The sequence below is a fragment of the Halopseudomonas sp. Lyrl_26 genome (assembly GCF_051948695.1).
Classification (GTDB): Bacteria; Pseudomonadota; Gammaproteobacteria; order Pseudomonadales; family Pseudomonadaceae; genus Halopseudomonas; species Halopseudomonas formosensis.
The window spans coordinates 124,968-144,528 of the sequence record NZ_JAYJLH010000001.1 but is presented as its reverse complement, the minus strand read 5'-3'; the positions used below and the strand labels follow the sequence as shown (position 1 = coordinate 144,528).

Here is a 19,561-nt window from a genome sequence, read left to right as displayed (position 1 = left end):
CCACTTCTCCATGGCGGTGTTAACAGGGATATGTACGGAACCACTTCACGAACAGGGCCAGCCCCTGCTCCAGATCCACCCGGGGGGCGAACCCGGTGAGCTGCTCCAGGGCGCGAGTATCGGCGCAGGTCTCCAGTACGTCCCCGGGCTGCAGCGGGAGAAACTCCAGAACCGCCTCGCGCCCCAACAGACGCTCCAGAATGGCGATGTAATCGATCAGCTGTACCGGGCGCTGGCCGCCAATGTTGCAGATCCGCCAGGGCGCGTAGCTGGTCGAAGCACTGCCATCCCAGGTCAGGCTCCGGGCCGGTGCCTTGTCCAGCAACCGGGTGATGGATTCGACTACGTCATCGATGTAGGTGAAATCCCGCCGGTGACGACCGTAATTGAACAGCTTGACCGGCCGCCCTTCACTGATGGCATGGGCAAACAGCATCGGCGACATGTCGGGGCGCCCCCAGGGACCATATACCGTAAAAAACCGCAGGCCGGTGCAGGGGATGTCGTAGAGATGGGCATAGGCGTGCGCCAGGCCTTCGTTGGCCTTCTTGGTTGCCGCGTACAACGACAACGGATGGTCCACGTTGTCTTTTTCCGAGTAGGGAATGTGCTCGTTGGCGCCGTAAACCGAACTGGACGAGGCATAGACCAGATGCCGGGGCATGAATGCGCGACAGGCTTCCAGCAGATTGAGAAAGCCCACCAGATTCGATTGCAGGTAGACATCCGGACGCTCGATCGAATAGCGAACCCCGGCCTGAGCGGCCAGATGCAGTACCACCTCCGGTCGGAACTGCTCGAAGAGTTCGAGCAGGCCACTGCTGTCGGCGATATCCAGCCTGTGCAGGTCGAAACTGTCGACTTCCCGACGCAGCCAGGTGATCCGATCCTCCTTCAGCTGGGGCGAGTAATAGTCGTTGAAGTTGTCCACCACGCACAGCTGGTGTCCTTCACGGACCAGGCGATGAACGCAGTGAGCGCCGATGAACCCGGCACCTCCGGTAACCAGGATTCTCATGCTGCAGGCGCCTGATAGGGAACCCCTATGCCTCGGTAGTGCAACCCCGCGCGGGCCACCTCGGCCGGATCATAGAGATTGCGGCCATCCAGAATCAGGCGGGAGCGCAGCTTGTCCCGCAGCAGGTCGAAGTCGACAACACGAAAGGTCTTCCACTCCGTACAGATGACCAGCGCATCGGCATTCTGCAGACAGTCATCGCGGGTGGCGCACAATTGCAGGTCCGGGCGATAACCGTAGAGGCGACGGCACTCGGTCATTGCCTCCGGGTCATAGGCCTGGACCACGGCCCCGGCCGCCCACAGCGCCTCCATCAGATAGCGGCTGGGGGCTTCACGCATGTCATCGGTATTGGGCTTGAAAGCCAGCCCCCACAGGGCAATGACCTTGCCACGCAAATCACCCTCAAAAAACTCCTGCAACCGCCTGAACAGCACCAGTCGCTGCTGGTTGTTCACCTCGCTGACCGCCCGCAACAGCAGGGGCGGCACATCCTGCTCCTCGGCGGTGCGGATCAGTGCCTTGAGATCCTTGGGAAAGCAGGAGCCGCCAAACCCGCAACCCGGGTAAAGGAAGTGATAGCCGATGCGCGAATCGGCCCCCATCCCCTTGCGAACGGCATTGACATCTACCCCAAGGCGGTCCGCCAGCAGGGCAATCTCATTCATGAAGCTGATACGGGTCGCCAGCATGGCGTTGGAGGCGTACTTCACCAGCTCGGCACTGCGGTTATCCATGAACAGGATACGATCATGGTTGTGGTTGAAGGGCGCATAGAGCTTGGCAATGCATTGCCTGGTTGCTTCGTCCGGGCAGCCGGCAACGATACGGTCCGGGCGGATGCAGTCGTTGACCGCCGAGCCTTCACGGAGAAATTCGGGATTGGAGACTACGCTGACGTTCAACATGCCCTTGCCAAGCTCGGCCAGCGTTTCGCGAGCAACCGCCAGCACACGGTCGGCGGTCCCCACTGGTACAGTGGACTTGATGATGAGGGTCTTGTCGCTGTCCATCAGCCGGGCGATCTCCCGAGCCACGTCCAGGACGTGCCCGAGGTCGGCGGAACCGTCCTCGTTGGGCGGTGTACCTACAGCAATGAAGATGATGTCTGCATGGAGGACGGCATCCGATGCCTGGGTGGTGAACCCCAGCCGGCCCTCGGCGAGATTGCGTTCAAGCATCTCCGCCAGACCCGGCTCGTGAATGGTCGGCACGCCGCGTTGCAGCTGGGCTATTTTCCTTGGATCGATGTCGACGCAGATGACTTGATGTCCTACATCCGCCAGAGCGGCGGCTTGAACCAGTCCTACGTATCCCGTACCGAAAACGCTGATTTCCATATTGGCACTCCCTGCCCACCAACCGGGGCAGGTGCCAATTTACCAGCGAATCGATACAAGTCAATTGCAGAAAGACATATTCTTGACGCAAAGGCAATGCGATATCGCCATGACATGCGCTAAATATTTGAACTGGCTCAAAAAGTTTGGGAAAAATAAGACAGACGGACTTGACTCACGCGACGAACGGTAAGCCAGAGGGGAGCAGAGACGCTCCCCCCGAAAGGGATCAGGCGCGATTGGCCAGCTTCTTGACTGCCAGCTTCACCATCTCCTCATGGATCAGCCCGGGATTGCTCTGCTTCAGCATCCAGGCTTCCTGACCCTTGACATGGGGCAGGATCATGAAGGTGCCGGCCTGACTTTCCTGGTGGATGATCTCGGCGATATCTGCTGCCGAAATCGGCGAGCTTTCAAGCAAGCGAGCAATGTCTTCCTTGGACCCGGAATCTGGCCCGCGGTAGGAATCCATCAGGTTGGTCTGGAAGAAGGAGGGGCAGACCACATGCACGGCGATACCCTTGGGCTGAAGTTCGCACAGCAGACTTTCCGACAGCGCGACCACCCCGGCCTTGGCCACGTTGTAGTTGCTCATGGCCGGGGCCTGCATCAGGGCGGCCATGGAGGCGATATTGATAATGCGCCCACCCTTCTGCAGCAGCGGCAGGAAGGCCTTGCAGCCCTTGACCACACCCATCAGATTGATACTGATCTGCCAGTCCCAGTCATCGAGGGTCAGATCCTCAAACCAGCCACCGGAGGCGACCCCGGCGTTATTGATCAGGATGTCGATACCGCCCATGCTTTCTTCGCAACTCTGCGCCAGCGCCGCCAGCTGACTGTAGTCGCGCACATCACAGCGCCGCGTGAAACCGCTGCCGCCAGCCTGCTCGACCAGACAAAGCGTCTCTCCCAGACCGACTTCCTGAATATCCGCCAGGGCCAGCCAGGCGCCCTCCCGGGCATAGCGCAACGCCAGCTCGCGCCCCAGTCCACTTCCCGCTCCGGTTACCACTACTCGCATCTTCTTCGTCATACCGCCTCCAGTTTCCACCCCGATGACACCGAGTCATTCTTGTTATCTGTCTCAGTCAGGTGATGCTGCCAGTCTAGCGGGCTGCGGGGTATTGGAGGAGCGGAAAACAGCAATATCACTGTCCCGAATGTGGCGCATTCAACTTCAGCGGACCCGGCGACTTCCGGGGGCTGGCGCTGAAACAAAAAAAAGCGGTTACCGGAGTAACCGCTTAAAGGCCTTGCGAGCCATGCACGTTGAAAATCGAGAATTCAGGAGTTCCTGTTGCGGGCCTTCTGCGCATCCTTGTAGATGAACACGCCTACCCCGGTGAGGAACACAACCATAAGACCGACTGTAAGCAGACCGGCAATCACTGCGTCATCAATAAACATCTGGGCATCTCCGCATCCGTGTATGGCTAGAGAATACCCATATGGTCGATCAGGGTAATTGACCGGGATCAATTAAAGCGACTTTCAGCGCTTGCGCGACTTCTTCTTCGAGCGGGGCTTTTTCGGCGGGGGTTCAGGCAGGGGAAATGCCTTCTCGAAGGCTTTGCGCACTTCGAGCAGTCGGGCTTCGTGGATATCGTGCAGCCGATCACGGCGCGCTTCGGCAAGATCGATGACAGTGGCGGGCGCGGTGGGATCGGACATCTCGGCTCCTGGGAAATCTGGCCCACCAAGCATGAAAAGCTCAGGCCCTGATGTCAACCAGCAGCCCCTTGCGGGGCAGCGTCCGGCTGAGTCTGGACGGTATCGGTCTCACCATCAGCCGTAGCGGTTTCGGCCTGCGGCTGGGGCTGCCGGCCTGTACCACCGGAAGTGTCCTGATCCACTGGCAGATCCGCCAGCGGATCCTGTGCCAGCGCTTGCGCCCCGGTAGGCCGGGGTTGCCGGTCCGGCTTGAACACCTCCTGCTGGGTGCCCGCCGGGGGTAATCCTGGAATCTGCATCGCCTGCCTCGCTACCGAATGATCCGCTCTGTCCCGTATGACCGCCTCAAGGCAAATTATCGGCGGCTTATCGCCTCAGTAGAGTGCGTTGGTCGGCTCGGGTTCATAATTATCCCCGTACGGCTGGGTTGCAACGCCAGCCAGCGGTTTTTACACACCCATGTATCAGTTACCATAGCGCCCTTTTCTCGGTACCGCAGGAGTGAGGCATGACAGTATTTACCCCCGGACAGCGCTGGGTGAGTGACGGCGAGGCAGAGCTGGGATTGGGTACCGTGTTATCACAGGACGGCCGCCTGGTGGTCATGCTGTTCCCTGCCAGTGGCGAGACCCGTCACTATGCGATTCGCACCGCCCCGCTGACCCGGGTGCGTTTCAGTCCCGGCGATACCATTACCCATCACGAGGGCTGGAGCCTGACCGTCAGCGACGTGAGCGAACGGGACGGGCTGCTGCATTACCGCGGACTGCGCGAGGATGGCAGCGAGGCCGACTTCAGCGAGACCATGCTGGACAACTTCATCCAGTTCCGCCTGGCCAGCGACCGGCTGTTCGCCAGCCAGATAGACCCCCTGCCCTGGTTCGGCCTGCGTTACGAGAGCCTGCGCCATTATTGCCGCATCCAGCGCTCGCCGCTGCTGGGACTGGCGGGTGTACGTACCCAGCCCATTGCCCATCAGCTGCATATCGCCCGTGACGTGGCCGACCGTATCGCCCCTCGGGTGCTGCTGGCGGACGAGGTCGGCCTGGGCAAGACCATCGAAGCCGGCCTGATCCTGCACCGCCAGCTGCAGACCGGACGGGTCCGCCGGGTGCTCATCGTGGTACCGGAGAACCTCCAGCACCAGTGGCTGGTGGAAATGCTGCGCCGCTTCAATCTGCGCTTTGCCCTGTTCAACAGCGAGCGCTGCCAGGGCGCCGAGGACAATCCCTTCGAGGAAGAACAGCTGGGACTGGTGTCCCTGGAGTATCTGCTGGCCGATGCCCGCGCCGCCGAATGGCTGCAGGCCACCGACTGGGACATGCTGGTAGTGGACGAGGCGCACCATCTGGTCTGGCACGAGGACGGCGCCAGCGCCGAATACCAGCTGATCGAACAGCTGGCCGGACGCATTCCCGCCGTGCTGCTGCTGACCGCCACCCCCGAGCAGCTGGGCCAGGCCAGCCATTTCGCCCGCCTGCGCCTGCTCGACCCGGACCGTTTCCATGATCTGCAGGCCTTCCGCGAGGAAAACGAGCGCTATCAGCCGATTGCCGATGCGGTACAGCGCCTGCTCGATACCCGCCAGCTGGCCGACAGTGACCGACTGGCACTGATCGACTGGCTCGGTGCCAGCGCGACTGCCATCATCGACAGGCTGGACGACGCCGATGAAACCGTCGCCGAGGAAGCGCGCCGCAGCCTGATCCGCCAGCTGCTCGACCGCCACGGCACCGGTCGAGTGCTCTACCGCAACACCCGCGCGGTGATCAGCGGCTTCCCCGAGCGGGAGCTGCACGCCTACCCGCTGGCCTGTCCGGCCATCTATGAGGACCTGGAAGGGCGCGCCGCACTTTATCCGGAGAACGGCCTGCAGGATGAGACCGAAGCGGACGGCAGCCGCTGGTGGCAACTGGACCCCCGGGTCGACTGGCTGATCGACACCCTGAAGATGCTCAAGCACAGCAAGGTACTGGTCATCTGCGCCCATGCCGAGACCGCCCTGGATCTGGACGATGCGCTGCGCGTGCGCAGTGGCATCCCGGCCACGGTTTTCCACGAGGGCATGAGCATAGTCGAGCGCGACCGCGCGGCGGCCTTCTTCGCCGACGAGGAATTCGGCGCCCAGGTGATGATCTGTTCCGAGATCGGCAGCGAGGGCCGCAACTTCCAGTTTGCCCACCATCTGGTGATGTTCGACCTGCCCGCCCATCCGGATCTGCTGGAGCAGCGCATCGGTCGTCTCGACCGTATCGGCCAGCGCCACACCATTCAGCTGCATGTCCCCTATCTGGAAGGCACTGCCCAGGAATATCTGTTCCAGTGGTACGACCAGGCACTGAACGCCTTCCGAGCCACCTGCCCCGCCGGCAGCGCCCTGCAGCACCAGTTCGGCGCCAGCCTGCTGCGCCAGCTCGACCATCCGGACCCGCAGCAATGGCAGTCCCTGCTCACCGAGGCTGCCCACACCCGCAGCGAGCTGGAGGCAGAACTGCAGCGCGGTCGCGACCGCCTGCTGGAGCTGCATTCGCGCGGCCATACCGGCGATGCGCAGAAACTGATCGACGCCATCGAGCAGCAGGACAACGACTTCCAGCTGCCCATCTACATGGAGCGCCTGTTTGACGTCTTCGGCATCGACAGTGAGGACCACTCGGACAACGCCCTGGTGTTGCGTCCCAGCGAACGCATGCTGGATGCCGGCTTCCCCCTCGGCGACGACGAGGGCGTGACCATCACCTACGACAGGGACACCGCCCTGTCGCGCGAGGACATGCAGTTCATCACCTGGGAACACCCCATGCTGCAGGGTGGCATGGATCTGGTGCTGTCCAGCAGCATGGGCAACAGCGCCGTGGCACTGCTCAAGAACAAGGCGCTCAAGCCCGGCACCATGCTGCTGGAATGCCTGTTCGTCAGCGAGGCCATCGCCCCGCGCCAGCTGCAGCTGCAGCGCTATCTGCCGCCGACACCGGTGCGTGTGCTGCTGGATGTGGGTGGCAACGACCTGGCTGCCAAGGTCGCCTTCGAGACGCTGGATGCCCAGCTCGAGAGTCTGCCCAAGCACCTGGCCAGCAAGATCGCCAAGAGCCAGCGCGATACCGTCGAGCAGCTGCTGGACCGGGCCGAGGCCCTGGCCGATCTGCAGCATGCCGAGCTGGTGCAGCAGGCCTGCGAGCGCTTCACCAGTGAGCTGGATGAGGAGATTGCCCGACTCAAGGCCCTGCAGCAGGTCAACCCGCTGGTACGCCAGAGCGAGATCGATGCGCTGCAGAGCCAGCGCGAACAGGGCATGGAAGTGCTGGGCCAGGCCAAGATCCGCCTGGATGCCCTGCGCATCATGGTGGTCGGCTGATCCGCCCCGGGGTCTGGCGCACCGACGTCAGGCCCCGGCCCGCACCCTCTCCAGACCCAGAAAGTTGCACAGGTCATCGGCCCGGGCCAGAGCGTCGCGCCGGCCCAGCTCGATCAGTTCATTGCAGTACTCCGCCTCGAACAGCAGGTAGCTCAGCAGATCACTGCCAGAGCTTCGGGTGGCACCACTGCCGCGCAGAAACAGCCGCAGCGCCGCCGGCAACGCGCGCCGGTGACGCGCCGCGATCACATCCAGCGGTTCGCTGGGCGATATCACCATGACGTCCACATGCCGCAGACCGGTGTCCCGCCCGTCCAGTGCCGAGTGCGACGCCAGGAAGTTGAGGCGCTCCAGCTGTTCCAGGTCGGTTTCCAGGTTGTCGATGAAGGTACTGTGCAGCAGATGGCCCCCCAGCTGTGCCAGCGTGGGTGGCGGTGGCCTCTGATCGGCCGCAGCCGCGGGCACCGACGACGGCCCGCTGCCGGTCCGGTGAGTAACGCCTATCACCAGTACCCGATTGGCTCCAAGGTGCAACGCCGGACTCAGCGGCGCCTGCTGGCGCACGGCCCCATCGCCGTACCAGCTGCGGTTCAGATAGACCGGCGGGAACAGCAGGGGAATCGCCGCCGAGGCCATCAAATGGTCGAGCCCCAGCCGGGTCTGCACACCGACCCGTCGGTGCCGCCGCCAGGGAGTGATACGGTGGTGGCTCTGATAGAAGTACACCGAGCGCGAGGCATGGTAGTCGAAGGCGCAGACCGAGACCGCCTGCAGACGCCCGGCCTGCAGCCCTTCCTCGATGCAACCGAAACGCATGTGCCGGGCGAGCAGCGAGCGCAGCGGGCTGTTGTCCAGCAGCGCCGTGGTATTCCCACCGCTCGTGCCCAGAAGGTTGGTGTGCGACCAGCGCCAAGCCTGGGCCAGCAGTCCCGGCCAGTCAGTGCGCATCACATGGTCACTGCGAAAGCCGGCCCAGACCGCCAGCATGCTGTCGACCGCGGTATGCAGACTGGCCGAGTGCGTCGCCAGTGCCAGGGCGTTGATCGCCCCGGCGGAGGTACCGGTAATGATGGGAAACGGGTTGGGCGCATCCGCCCCGGTCAGCTGGCGCAGGCCGGCCAGCACTCCCACCTGATAGGCGGCCCGGGAGCCGCCTCCGGAGAGAATCAGCGCCAGACGCTGGCTTGCCTCCCTGCCGGGCCGGTTCATCAGGCCGCGCTCCTCCGCTTGCGGCGCTTGCGACTGCGCTTGGGATAGGGCCGGGGCTCGCCCTCGGGGCGTGTCTTGAAGCGCCGGTGTACCCACATGTACTGCTCCGGCTGCTGCAGTATCTCCTGCTCGACCCACTGGTTGATCCGTCGCGCATCAGTCTCATCATCCCCACTCGGGAAGGCCTCGAGTGGCGGATGCACCCTGAGCAAATAGCCACTCCCATCCGCCAGCCGAGTCTGGGTAAAGGGCACCACCAGCGCCTTGCCGAGGCGGGCAAAGGTTGCGGTCGCCGTCACCGTGGCAGCGGTCACGCCGAACAGCGGCACGAAGACACTGGCCTTGCGACCGTAATCCTGGTCCGGTGCATACCAGATGGCCCGCCCCTTGCGCAGGGACTTGAGCATGCTGCGCACATCCTCGCGCTCCACCGCCACGGCGTCGGCATTGTGCCGTTCGCGGCCCCGACGTTGCACGTAGTCGAAGGCCGCGTTCTTGTGCTCTCGGTACATGCCGTCGATGGTGGCTTTCTGGCCGAGCAGCGCGGCGCCTATTTCCAGCGTGGTGAAGTGCGCCGACATCAGTACCACGCCCTGCCCCTGCGCCGCCGCCTGCTGCAGATGCTCAAGACCTTCGACCCGGCCCAGCCGCGCCAGCCGCTGTTTGGGCCACCACCAGGCCATGGCCATCTCGAACAGAGCGATACCGTTGGAGGCGAAGTTCTCCCGCAGCACGGTCTTTCGGCGCTCGGCACTCCAGTCCGGGAAACACAGTTCCAGGTTGATCCTGGCGATTTCACGGCGCTCGCGCATGAACAGGTACATCAGCCAACCCAGAACCCGCCCCAGAAGGAGCAGCACCCGATAGGGCAGCTGGATGATCAGCCAGAGCACCCCCAGGCCGAGCCACATGGGCCAGTAACGGGGGTGAAGCAACGAAGCCTTGAAGCCGGGACGAGTCATCGCAGAACCATGCAGACAGAAACGGGGCATCCATTCTACCCGGCCCGTCGCCGGGAGGGAAAATCGCGGCAGGGAGATCAATTCCGGTTTCGGCTTGCCGCCGATTCTTGCAGACTATATAAGTGTGCCCACTCAATGCTCTATGGATCCGTCATGACTTCCAACTCGAACCTCGATCTGCTCGACAGCGACCCCGTCTTCCACCTCAAGGGCGGCATGCTGGCCATGACCGTGGTGGAACTGGTACGCCAGGCACCGGAACGCTTCGCCATTCAGCTGGCGGAAAAGGTCGAGCAGGCACCGAATTTCTTCCAGGACACCCCGGTACTGATCAGCCTGGAAAAACTTGATGACCGGCTGGACATATCCGGCCTGATTGCGCTGCTGCGCATCTGCCGCGACCATGGACTGCTGCCGGTCGCCCTGCGTGGCCCCGAGGATTACCGCCCGCTGGCGCAGCAGTCGAGTCTGGTGCTGCTGCCTCCGGGACGGGGCGGCCGCGACAAACCGCTGGAAACCACGGAACCTCAGCCGCAGGCTGTTGCCCAACAACCAACCGCCAACCCGCCGGCGCCGGAAGTGGCTCCCGCCCAGCCGACGCCGACCAGGGTCATCACCACGCCGGTACGCTCCGGGCAGCAGGTATATGCACCGGGTGGAGACCTGATAGTACTGGCACCGGTGAGCGCCGGCTCGGAGCTGCTTGCCGACGGCCACATCCATGTCTACGGCCCGCTGCGCGGCCGCGCCCTGGCCGGGGTGCGTGGGGATACCGGGGCACGGATCTTCTGCCAGTCGCTGGAGGCCGAACTGGTCTCGGTGGCGGGGCAGTACAAGGTCGCCGAGGACCTGCGCCGGCAGCCGTTGTGGAAAGCGGCGTCGCAGATCGCACTTGAAGGGGACAGCTTGAAGATAACAACTCTTTGACAGATACTGTTTTCCCATCCGGAAACACCCGAATGCCGTGGCTTGGCGCAGTGTTACCGGGCCAGGCCGGTCAGCAGCAACGGCGCCCAGTCACAGTATCATGTGCGCCCCATCAAACATTAAAAGATCAGTCAGGAAGGTCATTTTGGCAAAGATCCTAGTCATTACCTCAGGCAAGGGGGGCGTTGGCAAAACCACTACCAGCGCTGCCATCGGTACCGGGCTCGCTCTGCGTGGATACAAGACGGTCATCATCGACTTCGATGTGGGGCTGCGTAACCTCGACCTGATCATGGGCTGCGAGCGTCGTGTGGTGTACGACTTCGTCAACCTGATCAACGGCGACTCCAACCTCAATCAGACGCTGATCAAGGACAAGCGCTCGGACAACCTCTACATCCTGCCGGCGTCCCAGACCCGGGACAAGGACGCGCTGACTCTGGAGGGAGTGGAAGGCGTTCTCAATCAGCTGAGCGAAACCTTCGATTACATCGTCTGCGACTCGCCGGCGGGTATCGAGAAGGGCGCTCATCTGGCCATGTACTTCGCCGACGAGGCAATCGTGGTCACCAACCCGGAAGTCTCCTCGGTGCGCGACTCCGACCGCATGCTAGGCGTGCTGTCGAGCAAGTCCCGCCGTGCCGAACAGGGCGAGCGGATCAAGGAGCACCTGCTGCTGACCCGCTACAGCCCGGCCCGTGTGGAAAGCGGCGAGATGCTTTCGGTCAGCGACGTCGAGGATATCCTGTCGATTCCGCTGCTGGGCGTGATTCCAGAGTCCCAGGCCGTGCTCAAGGCCTCCAACCAGGGCATCCCGGTGATCATGGACGACAAGAGCGATGCGGGTCAGGCCTACAGTGATGCCGTCGAACGCCTGCTTGGCAAGGAAGTGCCCCACCGCTTCCTCGAAGCTCAGAAGAAAGGGCTGCTCAAGCGCCTGTTCGGAGGATAATCATGAGCCTGTTCGACTACTTCACCCGGCGCAAGAAGCAGGAATCTCCTGCTTCCGTGGCCAAGGAGCGCCTGCAGATCATCGTTGCCCACGAACGTGGTCAGCGCAGTCAGCCCGATTACCTGCCGCAATTGCAGCAGGAGATCATCGACGTGATCAGCAAATACGTACCCATCGACCGGGACCAGGTGCATGTAGCCCTGGATAATCAGGACGACTGCTCCATCCTCGAACTGAATATCACCCTCCCCGATCGTTGACAGACAGGTGCCGTCAACGGGCGGCGCCGTGGACCCCCGATGCCCCTGACCAATATCGGTATCCTCCACGAGGATCCCGCCTTTCTGATCGTTGATAAACCCACCCTGCTGCTGTCGGTGCCCGGTCGTGCCGAAGATAACAAGGACTGTCTGATCACCCGGCTGCAGGACAATGGCTACCCCGAAGCCCGCATAGTGCACCGTCTGGACTGGGAAACCTCCGGCATTCTGGTCATCGCCCGGGACCCGGACAGTCACCGCGAACTGTCCCGCCAGTTCCACGACCGCGAGACCGGCAAGCGCTACATAGCCCTGTGCTGGGGCCAGCCGGAGGCCGACGCCGGGCATATCGACCTGCCCCTGCGGTATGATCCCCCGAACAAACCCCGGCACATTGTCGACCACGAGCTGGGCAAGCCGGCGCAGACCTTCTGGCAGGTCCTGGAACGCCTTGGCGATTACTGCCGGGTGGAGCTGACCCCCATAACCGGTCGCTCCCACCAGTTGCGCGTGCACATGCTCAGCATCGGCCACCCGCTGCTGGGCGACCGGCTCTACGCCCATGAACAGGCACTCAACGCCTGCCCGCGACTGGCCCTGCATGCCGCCCGGCTGGAGATCAACCATCCGCAGACCGGTCAGCGCATGGTATTCGACAGCCCGGCCCCGTTCTGAACAGGAGAATTCACGTTGCACAACAGCACCAGCCAATCCCTCGCCGATTTCATCCAGGCCTCCCCTACGCCCTTCCATGCCGCCCGCAGCCTGGCGGAACGCCTGCAGGCCGCCGGCTATCAGCAGCTGGACGAGCGTGATGAGTGGGACCTCTCGCCCGGTGGGCGCTACTACGTGCTGCGCAACCAGTCTTCGCTGATTGCCTTCAGCCTGGGTCAGCCCGGCGCGCTGGAGCGCGGCATCCGGCTGATCGGCGCGCACACCGACAGTCCCTGCCTGCGGGTCAAGCCGCAGCCGGAACTGAACCGCCAGGGGCTCTGGCAACTGGGCGTGGAAGTCTACGGCGGCGCTCTGCTGGCGCCCTGGTTCGACCGTGACCTGTCGCTGGCAGGTCGCGTGACTGCGCGCAATGCCCAGGGGCAGCTGCTCAACCTGCTGGTGGATTTCCAGCGCCCCATTGCCATCATTCCGAGCCTGGCCATCCACCTCAACCGCGACGTCAACAGCGGCTTTGCGGTCAACCCCCAGACCGACCTGCCCCCGGTGCTGGCCCACAGCATCGAACCCGGCCGGGACCTGCGCGCCCTGCTGGCCAGCCAACTGCAGGGAACCTACCCGGAACACGGCCCGCTGACCGTGCTCGATTACGAGCTGAGCTTCTACGACACCCAGGCGCCGGCAGTGGTGGGTCTGGATGGCGATTTTCTCGCTGCGGCCCGGCTGGACAACCTGCTGTCCTGCCATGCCGGGCTGGAGGCACTGCTGGCCAGCGATGGTGAGCAGGCCTGCCTGCTGGTCTGTACCGACCACGAAGAGGTCGGCTCCAGCTCCTGCTGCGGCGCCGACGGCCCCTTCCTGGAGGATGTCCTGCGTCGCCTGATTCCGGACGACCAGCAGCGCATCCGCACCATCCAGCGTTCGGTGCTGGTATCAGCGGACAACGCCCATGGCATCCACCCCAACTATGCCGACCGTCATGACGGCAATCACGGCCCGCAGCTCAATGCCGGTCCGGTGATCAAGATCAACAACAACCAGCGCTACGCCACCAGCAGCGAAACCGCGGCCCTGTTCCGCCATCTGTGCCAGCAGGCCGAGGTACCGGTGCAGACCTTCGTGGTGCGCAGCGACATGGGCTGCGGCAGCACCATAGGGCCCATCACCTCCAGCCGTCTGGGTGTGCGTACCGTCGACATAGGAGCGCCGACCTTCGCCATGCACTCGATCCGCGAGCTGGCGGGGGTGAAGGATGTGGAATATCTGCAGAAGGTCCTGACCGCGTTCCTCAACAGTCCGCAGGTGTGAAGGCCGGGGTGTAGCGCAGGCGCTCGACACCCCATTCGCCCCCGGGGCGGGGGCTCCTACAAAAAACAAACAGACATCGAGGCCGCAACTGTGGGAGCACCGCCGGACCGCCGGACCGCCCGGTGCGAACCCCAGTCAACGCCGGGCCGCTCCGTGCAAAACGCAGTCGGCATGGGCACCGCCCCCATTCGCCCCCATTCGCCCCCGGAGCGGGGGCTCCCACAAAAACGATTAGACATCGAGGCCGCAACTGTAGGAGCACCGCCCCGGTGCGAACCCCGGGCACCGGACCGTCGGACCGCCCGCCCCTCTCTCCTCAGTTGTTGACCAGCACTATCTTGCCGACCACCTGATCCCTGGCCAGCTCGGCAAAGGCCTCCTCGGCCTGATCGAAGGTGTAGGTCCGGGCCACCAGAGGTTTCAATTGTCCGGACTCGAACAGGGGCCAGAGCTTCTCTTCCATCCGCGCCAGCAGTCCGGCCTTGAAGTCGGCGCTGCGGGTGCGCAGCGTGGAGCCGGTCAGCTGCAGCCGCTTGACCAGCACCTTGGCCAGATCCAGCTCGGCATTACGCCCACCCATCAGACCGATCAGTACCCAGCGCCCGTCCTGGGCCAGCAGATCCAGATGCTCGGGAGCATAGTTGGCGCCGACCGGATCGAGCGCCACATTGAAGGGCCCGAAGTCCTTCAATGTGGCAATCCCATCATGGCGCAGCACCCCGCCCTCAGCCCCCAGGGCCTGACAGGTTTCCAGTTTTTCCTGGGAGCCCAGGCTCACCCAGCAGGGGTTGCCGAAGGCCTTGCACAGCTGGATCGCCGCGGTGCCGACACCACTGGCCCCGGCGTGGATCAGCACCTTCTCCCCGGGCTGGGCTGCGCCCAGCTCAAACACGTTCAGCCAGGCGGTACTGAACACCTCGGGAATCGCCGCTGCGTCCTCCCAGGCCATATCCCGGGGTACCGGCAGCAGGTGCCGGGCATCGACCACCACCTCATCGGCCATGCCGCCACCGGCGAGCAGGGCGCATACCCTGTCCCCCACCTGCCAGCGGGTCTGACCGGCCGTTTCGATCACCTCGCCGGCACATTCGAGCCCGAGAATATCGGTTGTACCCGGCGGCGGCGGATAGTGGCCGGCCTTCTGCAGGAGGTCCGCACGGTTGATTCCAGCAGCCTTGACCCTCACCCGAACCTGCCCGGGTTGCAGGGCGACAGCCGGCTCCGTACGCCAGCTCAGCACCCCACCTTCAGCTTGCAATCCTCTCACTGTGCCTCCAATATTGATTCGTTGAATGACCTGAAAACGGGAACCCACGGCTTCCGTCAGCACACTAAAGAAAGCATACCTTCAGCTCTCCGGACACGATACCTCAGATGACACTATCTACCACCCTGCGCAAATCCTGCCTCATTGCCCTGCTCTGTCTGGGCGTGGGCAATGCCGTCGCTGACGAGGCAGTTAGCGCTATCCCAGTTCTGGATCTGGAGAGTCTGCAGCCGACCCGTGAGCAGATGATCGCCAGTCTCAATACCGTCGAACTGCTGCGTCGTCACCATTACAACCGGATCCGCCTGGACGACGAGCTGTCCAGCGAGGTTTTCGATACCTACCTGCGCCAGCTGGATCCACAGCGCAGTCTTTTTACCGAAGCGGACATCCGTGATTTCTCCGAATACCGCTACAAGTTCGATGACCTGCTGCAGGCCGGTGACCTGAGCGTCGGTTTCGCCATGCATACCCGGCAGATCCAGCGTGCCGACCAGCGTATCGCCTTTGCCCGCCAGCTGCTGAGCGAGGGCATAGACAAGCTGGACTTCAGCGGCGACCAGATGATCCTGATCGACCGCGAGAAGGCCGACTGGCCCGCTGACGACAGCGCGCTGCACAGCCTCTGGCGCCAGCAGATCAAGGATGAGGTACTGCGGCTGAAACTGGCCGGCCGCGAAACCGAGTCCATCCAGGAGCTGCTCGAGAAGCGCTACGCCAACCAGCAGAAGCGCCTGTACCAGACCCGCAGCGAGGACATCTTCCAGAACTACATCAATGCCCTGGCCCAGGTCTACGACCCCCATACGCAGTACATGTCTCCGGATAACGCGGAGAACTTCGACATCAACATGAGCCTGTCCCTCGAGGGCATCGGCGCCGTGCTGCAAAGCGACAACGACCACACCAAGATCGTCCGTCTGGTGCCGGCCGGTCCGGCGGAGAAGAGCAAGCAGCTGGCTCCGGCCGATCGCATCATCGGCGTGGCCCAGGGCAACAGCGAAATGGTCGACGTGGTCGGCTGGCGGCTTGATGAAGTGGTCAAGCTGATCCGCGGTCCCAAGGGCTCCACCGTGCGCCTGGAAGTCATTCCCGCCAGCAACCCGCCCAGTGACATGACCAGCCGCGAGGTGGTTCTGGTGCGTGAAGCGGTCAAACTGGAGGACCAAGCCGCCAAATCCTCGGTGCTGGAATTCAACGAGCAGGGCCAGGATTACCGTATCGGGGTGATCGAGGTGCCCGGCTTCTATATCGACTTCAAGGCCTATCGCCGGGGTGATCCGGATTATCGCAGCACCACCCGCGATGTTCGCCGGCTGCTCAGCGAGCTGCAGGAACAGAACATTGACGGCATCGTTCTGGACCTGCGCAACAATGGCGGCGGCTCCCTGCAGGAGGCCACCGAGCTGACCGGCCTGTTCATAGGTCAGGGTCCCAGCGTGCTGGTACGCGACGCCAAGGGACAGGTGCAGGTGCTGGATGATCCCGATGCCGGCGTGGTCTACCACGGCCCCCTGGCGGTGATAGTCAACAAGCTGTCTGCCTCTGCCTCGGAGATCTTTGCCGGCGCGGTGCAGGACTATGGACGTGGTCTGGTGATCGGCGAGCCGACCTTCGGCAAGGGGACGGTGCAGTCGATCCAGCCGCTCAACCATGGCGAACTCAAGTTCACCCTGGCGAAGTTCTACCGGGTGTCCGGACAGAGCACGCAGAACCGTGGTGTGGTCCCGGACATCCTCTATCCGTCGCTCCTGGAAACCGCCGATTTCGGTGAAAGCAGCCTGCCCCGCGCCCTGCCCTGGGATACCATCCCTCCGGTGCCGTACAAGGCCGATAACATGCTGCAGGTACTGGTACCCCAGCTGATCGACCGGCACAAGGCACGGGCGGAGAAGAATCCCGAGTTCATCTACACCATGGCCCGCATCGACCTCAACCGGGCCATGCAGGAACGGGAATACCTGCCGCTGAACGAAGAGCGTCGCCGGGCCGAGCAGCAGGAGTTCGAAGAGAAGCTGCTGGCCATGGAGAATGCCCGCCGCCGGGCCCTGGGCGAAGAGCCGCTGGAAAAACTGGAGAAGGAAGATCCGCTGCTCGAGACCGCCGGCATTCCGGATACCGATGACGAAGTCGATGCTACCAAGGACCCCTTCCTCGCCGAAACCGGCCACATCCTCATCGACCTGCTGCAATTGCAGGCTCAGGTAGCCAAAGCGGGCTGACCTTCCCTTCCCGACAACCCCGGCGCCTTCGCCGGGGTTACCCACAGATCCTGTGGATAACTCTGTGAACAAGCCCTGATCAAATCGCCCAAAGCCGCATGAAAATGCAGCGGGACACTGCTGGGCATTTTTTAATCAGGAAGAAAAGACTTGAAAAACAGGCACTTGCGCTTGGCACAAAATCTGCTGGGAGACGTCTTCCCGGGACTGGACCGTCACCGGGAAATGTGCATAACAGTAACACCCGCGGGCACAGGAGCGTCTGTCCTGCCCCTCCACGGGCGTTACCATTCTACTCACTCGGCGTCGTCGTTACCCTGAATACCGATCAGCTCCATGTCAAACACCAGCACGGAGTTCGGCGGGATCAGCGGGCTCGGGCTCATCGGGCCGTAAGCCAGCTCGCTGGGTATGGTGACTTTCCATTTGTCGCCCACACGCATCAGCTGCAGGGCCTCTACCCAACCGGGAATCACCTGGCCCACCGGCAGATCGATGGGCTCGCCGCGCTGCAGGGAGCTGTCGAATACGGTGCCATCAATCAGGCGACCCTCGTAGTGCACGGTTACCACGTCATCGGCACCGGGCTGGGCGCCGTCGGCATTACCGGATTCAATGACCTCGTACTGCAGTCCGGAATCGGTAGTAGTGACACCTTCACGCTTGGCATTCTCCGCCAGATAGTCGGCCGCGGCCTGCTGATTGGCCTCCTCCGCCTCGCTGGCCTTCTCTTCGAGTCTGGCCTGCAGGTCGCCGAAAGCGGCAATGATGTCCTTGTCCTCCAGACGCGGCGGCTTGCCGCCCAGTGCGTCCTGCATGCCCAGTTTCAGAGCATCCAGATCCAGATCGTTCAGGCCGTCCTGCGCGAGCGTCTGGCCCATGTTCAGGCCGATGCCGTAGGAGGCTTGCTGAATCGACGTGGTAAGTTCCACGTTCTGTTCCTTGTCCTTATTGCAGCCCACCAGGGTCACAATACCTATCGCTACAGTGGCTGCCAGCAGATTCCGCTTCATGCTTACCTCTTGAGTTGGCCCGTTGTGGGCGAAGGATGGGGGCTGAAGCATAACAGTGCAGCCCCAGCCCGGCTACAGCCCACCCGGACCGGGATAATGATCAGGTTTGCAATTTACGAAGATGGATAAACCGGGATCAGGGGTACTGCTGAACCCCGCCGCCCGGGCGGCGACGGGGCGAGAACGGAGGTCTGGCGACCTCCGCCGTCGTCAATCAGCTCCGTCTGCTCTGCTGCCCGCCCTTGCGTCCGGCCTCTGCCGCCCGCTGCGGATTGTTCTTGAAGTTACCACCGCTGGCCTGACCGCCTTTTCTGCCGGCTTCCGCTGCACGTTGCGGGTTTTCAGCAAAATTGCCTTTACCACCTCTACGTTGAGTCATGTGCTTGGCCTCCAATCAGGTTGTACATGCAGGTGCAGGGGCACCTGTAGGGTTGGAGGCCCGTCTCTGGCAGAGGTTCGCGTTATTTTTTCCCCCTGGCGGTACAACTCGTCGCCCCGGCGCCGGTCAAAGCTTCATAACCACAGAGTCCTGACAGGAGCCGCCATGACCAGCATGACCGCCGTGACCGACCAGCACCGCCAGCAGTACAGCGAGGTCCTGCTGGCCAGGGCTGCGCCGCTGTTCGAACAGACCGCACTGGCGGCCGGGGAAGCCGGGTTGCATGCCCGGGTGCAATCGCCTCGCGGCGCAATTGTGATGTAGCCATTGGGCTGGCACCCACAGGACAGCAGGTGATGGGAGTGCTGGAACAGTCCTGGCGCATCGGTGGCGCCAGCAGCGCGGAGATCCAGGCCCTGCTGGCCTTTGCCGCCGACCCCGACCTGCAGCATCTGTGCACCAGCAGTTGGGAAGTCTACGGCGAGAATCCCGTTGTTCCTCCTCAGGGGCGCGTCCTCTACCAGGGTAACGACCCCGAGGTCGGACCCATTACCAAAGGAGTCAGCATCAGACCATGGCAGCCACCAGTCACCCCATAGATCTCGAGGTCGACAACGAGAAGCTGGCCAGGCTGGCAGCGGACAAGGGGCTGGAAGTGTCTGACGAAGCCCCCCTGATGGACAAGGCCAAGACCCTGATCCTGCAGGCCCGTGACGGCGAGTCCTTCGACGCCGCCTACGCCAACAATCAGGTCAACGCCCACGAGCAGACCATCGAACTGTTCGAGCGGGCTTCCCGTTCCGAAGACGCCGAGATCGCCGCCTTCGCCCGGGAAACCCTGCCCAAGCTGAAGGAGCACCTGGAAGAAGCACGCAAACTGGTCGAGGCCACGCCGGATACCTGATCCGTCAACGCCTGCGGTAACCAGAAAGGGCTCGCCGTGCGAGCCCTTTTGCTTTTCTCATCCCAGACAGCACTCCCCGGCCACCCTGCGTCCATTACC

At 63.1% G+C, this 19,561-nt stretch carries 21 protein-coding genes; 11 read left to right on the top strand and 10 right to left on the bottom strand.

From position 1 onward, the window contains the following. Positions 1-19: 19 nt before the first annotated feature. From VF673_RS00770 to VF673_RS00750, 5 genes are all read right to left on the bottom strand, one after another. Entirely contained in the window at positions 20-1,018 is a 999-nt protein-coding gene (locus VF673_RS00770; protein ID WP_440290539.1) for an NAD-dependent epimerase/dehydratase family protein, read from the bottom strand. After that, positions 1,015-2,358, bottom strand: a complete 1,344-nt coding sequence (locus VF673_RS00765; RefSeq protein WP_440290538.1) for a UDP-glucose dehydrogenase family protein — start codon at positions 2,356-2,358, stop codon at positions 1,015-1,017. The genes VF673_RS00770 and VF673_RS00765 overlap by 4 nt, the downstream gene beginning before the upstream one ends. A gap of 229 nt (positions 2,359-2,587) precedes the next feature. Next, positions 2,588-3,394: an SDR family oxidoreductase gene (locus VF673_RS00760; protein WP_440290537.1), complete on the bottom strand. Its 807-nt coding sequence runs from the start codon at positions 3,392-3,394 to the stop codon at positions 2,588-2,590. 251 nt (positions 3,395-3,645) lie between these two features. Then, positions 3,646-3,768 carry a cytochrome c oxidase subunit CcoM gene (ccoM, locus tag VF673_RS00755; RefSeq protein ID WP_268875170.1) on the bottom strand — a complete coding sequence of 41 codons (123 nt, stop codon included), beginning with the start codon at positions 3,766-3,768 and terminating at the stop codon, positions 3,646-3,648. A gap of 84 nt (positions 3,769-3,852) precedes the next feature. Beyond that, a complete protein-coding gene (locus VF673_RS00750; RefSeq protein ID WP_273126744.1) occupies positions 3,853-4,032 on the bottom strand; it encodes a hypothetical protein in 180 nt (59 codons plus the stop codon). A gap of 50 nt (positions 4,033-4,082) precedes the next feature. Here VF673_RS00750 and VF673_RS00745 point away from each other — a divergent pair, with 50 nt between their 5' ends. Then, complete coding sequence (locus tag VF673_RS00745) at positions 4,083-4,316, top strand: hypothetical protein (RefSeq protein WP_440290536.1); 234 nt, start codon at positions 4,083-4,085, stop codon at positions 4,314-4,316. Between the two features lie 224 nt (positions 4,317-4,540). Then, positions 4,541-7,387, top strand: a complete 2,847-nt coding sequence (gene rapA / locus VF673_RS00740) for an RNA polymerase-associated protein RapA (protein WP_440290535.1) — start codon at positions 4,541-4,543, stop codon at positions 7,385-7,387. 27 nt (positions 7,388-7,414) lie between these two features. On the opposite strand, the gene VF673_RS00735 is transcribed toward rapA, so the two are convergent. Both VF673_RS00735 and VF673_RS00730 read right to left on the bottom strand, forming a co-directional pair. Next, positions 7,415-8,596 carry a patatin-like phospholipase family protein gene (locus VF673_RS00735; protein WP_440290534.1) on the bottom strand — a complete coding sequence of 394 codons (1,182 nt, stop codon included), beginning with the start codon at positions 8,594-8,596 and terminating at the stop codon, positions 7,415-7,417. Next, the gene (locus VF673_RS00730) at positions 8,596-9,558 is read right to left on the bottom strand and encodes a lipid A biosynthesis lauroyl acyltransferase (protein WP_440290533.1); all 963 of its coding nucleotides are present in this window, start codon (positions 9,556-9,558) and stop codon (positions 8,596-8,598) included. The genes VF673_RS00735 and VF673_RS00730 overlap by 1 nt, the downstream gene beginning before the upstream one ends. A gap of 153 nt (positions 9,559-9,711) precedes the next feature. On the opposite strand from VF673_RS00730, the gene minC reads away from it, so the two are divergent. The 5 genes from minC (at position 9,712) to VF673_RS00705 (ending at position 13,677) form a co-directional block, all read left to right on the top strand. After that, on the top strand, positions 9,712-10,485 hold the full coding sequence (gene minC / locus VF673_RS00725; RefSeq protein ID WP_440290532.1) for a septum site-determining protein MinC: 774 nt from the start codon (positions 9,712-9,714) through the stop codon (positions 10,483-10,485). Positions 10,486-10,630: 145 nt separating this feature from the next. Further along, on the top strand, positions 10,631-11,437 hold the full coding sequence (minD, locus tag VF673_RS00720) for a septum site-determining protein MinD (RefSeq protein ID WP_090537985.1): 807 nt from the start codon (positions 10,631-10,633) through the stop codon (positions 11,435-11,437). 2 nt (positions 11,438-11,439) lie between these two features. Continuing rightward, the gene (minE, locus tag VF673_RS00715) at positions 11,440-11,697 is read left to right on the top strand and encodes a cell division topological specificity factor MinE (RefSeq protein WP_090537987.1); all 258 of its coding nucleotides are present in this window, start codon (positions 11,440-11,442) and stop codon (positions 11,695-11,697) included. A 39-nt stretch (positions 11,698-11,736) separates the two neighbouring features. Beyond that, positions 11,737-12,372, top strand: a complete 636-nt coding sequence (locus tag VF673_RS00710; RefSeq protein WP_440290531.1) for an RluA family pseudouridine synthase — start codon at positions 11,737-11,739, stop codon at positions 12,370-12,372. A gap of 15 nt (positions 12,373-12,387) precedes the next feature. Next, on the top strand, positions 12,388-13,677 hold the full coding sequence (locus tag VF673_RS00705; RefSeq protein ID WP_440290530.1) for a M18 family aminopeptidase: 1,290 nt from the start codon (positions 12,388-12,390) through the stop codon (positions 13,675-13,677). Positions 13,678-13,993: 316 nt separating this feature from the next. Here the strand turns inward: VF673_RS00705 and VF673_RS00700 are convergent, their stop codons facing one another. Then, a complete protein-coding gene (locus VF673_RS00700; protein ID WP_440290529.1) occupies positions 13,994-14,944 on the bottom strand; it encodes an NAD(P)H-quinone oxidoreductase in 951 nt (316 codons plus the stop codon). Between the two features lie 107 nt (positions 14,945-15,051). On the opposite strand from VF673_RS00700, the gene VF673_RS00695 reads away from it, so the two are divergent. Beyond that, positions 15,052-17,166 carry a carboxy terminal-processing peptidase gene (locus VF673_RS00695; protein ID WP_440290528.1) on the top strand — a complete coding sequence of 705 codons (2,115 nt, stop codon included), beginning with the start codon at positions 15,052-15,054 and terminating at the stop codon, positions 17,164-17,166. 296 nt (positions 17,167-17,462) lie between these two features. Here VF673_RS00695 and VF673_RS00690 read toward each other — a convergent pair whose 3' ends face one another. Both VF673_RS00690 and VF673_RS00685 read right to left on the bottom strand, forming a co-directional pair. Further along, entirely contained in the window at positions 17,463-18,179 is a 717-nt protein-coding gene (locus tag VF673_RS00690; protein ID WP_440290527.1) for an FKBP-type peptidyl-prolyl cis-trans isomerase, read from the bottom strand. A gap of 214 nt (positions 18,180-18,393) precedes the next feature. Then, the gene (locus VF673_RS00685) at positions 18,394-18,558 is read right to left on the bottom strand and encodes a general stress protein (protein ID WP_090538417.1); all 165 of its coding nucleotides are present in this window, start codon (positions 18,556-18,558) and stop codon (positions 18,394-18,396) included. A 165-nt stretch (positions 18,559-18,723) separates the two neighbouring features. Here VF673_RS00685 and VF673_RS00680 point away from each other — a divergent pair, with 165 nt between their 5' ends. The 3 genes from VF673_RS00680 to VF673_RS00670 are packed head-to-tail and all read left to right on the top strand — an operon-like array spanning position 18,724 to position 19,462. Then, positions 18,724-18,882 (top strand): hypothetical protein, encoded by a 159-nt coding sequence (locus VF673_RS00680; RefSeq protein ID WP_440290526.1) that lies wholly within the window; start codon positions 18,724-18,726, stop codon positions 18,880-18,882. Beyond that, positions 18,855-19,157 carry a DUF3182 family protein gene (locus VF673_RS00675; protein ID WP_440290874.1) on the top strand — a complete coding sequence of 101 codons (303 nt, stop codon included), beginning with the start codon at positions 18,855-18,857 and terminating at the stop codon, positions 19,155-19,157. Before VF673_RS00680 ends, VF673_RS00675 begins: the two co-directional genes overlap by 28 nt. Next, the gene (locus VF673_RS00670) at positions 19,133-19,462 is read left to right on the top strand and encodes a DUF4142 domain-containing protein (RefSeq protein ID WP_440290525.1); all 330 of its coding nucleotides are present in this window, start codon (positions 19,133-19,135) and stop codon (positions 19,460-19,462) included. Before VF673_RS00675 ends, VF673_RS00670 begins: the two co-directional genes overlap by 25 nt. Positions 19,463-19,561: the final 99 nt, after the last annotated feature.

Bases quoted from the DNA above. Each gene is read 5' to 3' on its own strand.
- VF673_RS00680 (WP_440290526.1), top strand. From the start codon at position 18,724: ATGACCAGCATGACCGCCGTGACCGACCAGCACCGCCAGCAGTACAGC.
- VF673_RS00760 (WP_440290537.1), bottom strand. From the start codon at position 3,394: ATGACGAAGAAGATGCGAGTAGTGGTAACCGGAGCGGGAAGTGGACTG.
- VF673_RS00690 (WP_440290527.1), bottom strand. From the start codon at position 18,179: ATGAAGCGGAATCTGCTGGCAGCCACTGTAGCGATAGGTATTGTGACC.
- VF673_RS00770 (WP_440290539.1), bottom strand. From the start codon at position 1,018: ATGAGAATCCTGGTTACCGGAGGTGCCGGGTTCATCGGCGCTCACTGC.
- minE (WP_090537987.1), top strand. From the start codon at position 11,440: ATGAGCCTGTTCGACTACTTCACCCGGCGCAAGAAGCAGGAATCTCCT.
- VF673_RS00685 (WP_090538417.1), bottom strand. From the start codon at position 18,558: ATGACTCAACGTAGAGGTGGTAAAGGCAATTTTGCTGAAAACCCGCAA.
- VF673_RS00710 (WP_440290531.1), top strand. From the start codon at position 11,737: ATGCCCCTGACCAATATCGGTATCCTCCACGAGGATCCCGCCTTTCTG.
- rapA (WP_440290535.1), top strand. From the start codon at position 4,541: ATGACAGTATTTACCCCCGGACAGCGCTGGGTGAGTGACGGCGAGGCA.
- VF673_RS00745 (WP_440290536.1), top strand. From the start codon at position 4,083: ATGTCAACCAGCAGCCCCTTGCGGGGCAGCGTCCGGCTGAGTCTGGAC.
- VF673_RS00750 (WP_273126744.1), bottom strand. From the start codon at position 4,032: ATGTCCGATCCCACCGCGCCCGCCACTGTCATCGATCTTGCCGAAGCG.
- VF673_RS00695 (WP_440290528.1), top strand. From the start codon at position 15,052: ATGACACTATCTACCACCCTGCGCAAATCCTGCCTCATTGCCCTGCTC.
- VF673_RS00765 (WP_440290538.1), bottom strand. From the start codon at position 2,358: ATGGAAATCAGCGTTTTCGGTACGGGATACGTAGGACTGGTTCAAGCC.
- VF673_RS00730 (WP_440290533.1), bottom strand. From the start codon at position 9,558: ATGACTCGTCCCGGCTTCAAGGCTTCGTTGCTTCACCCCCGTTACTGG.
- VF673_RS00670 (WP_440290525.1), top strand. From the start codon at position 19,133: ATGGCAGCCACCAGTCACCCCATAGATCTCGAGGTCGACAACGAGAAG.
- minC (WP_440290532.1), top strand. From the start codon at position 9,712: ATGACTTCCAACTCGAACCTCGATCTGCTCGACAGCGACCCCGTCTTC.
- VF673_RS00735 (WP_440290534.1), bottom strand. From the start codon at position 8,596: ATGAACCGGCCCGGCAGGGAGGCAAGCCAGCGTCTGGCGCTGATTCTC.
- ccoM (WP_268875170.1), bottom strand. From the start codon at position 3,768: ATGTTTATTGATGACGCAGTGATTGCCGGTCTGCTTACAGTCGGTCTT.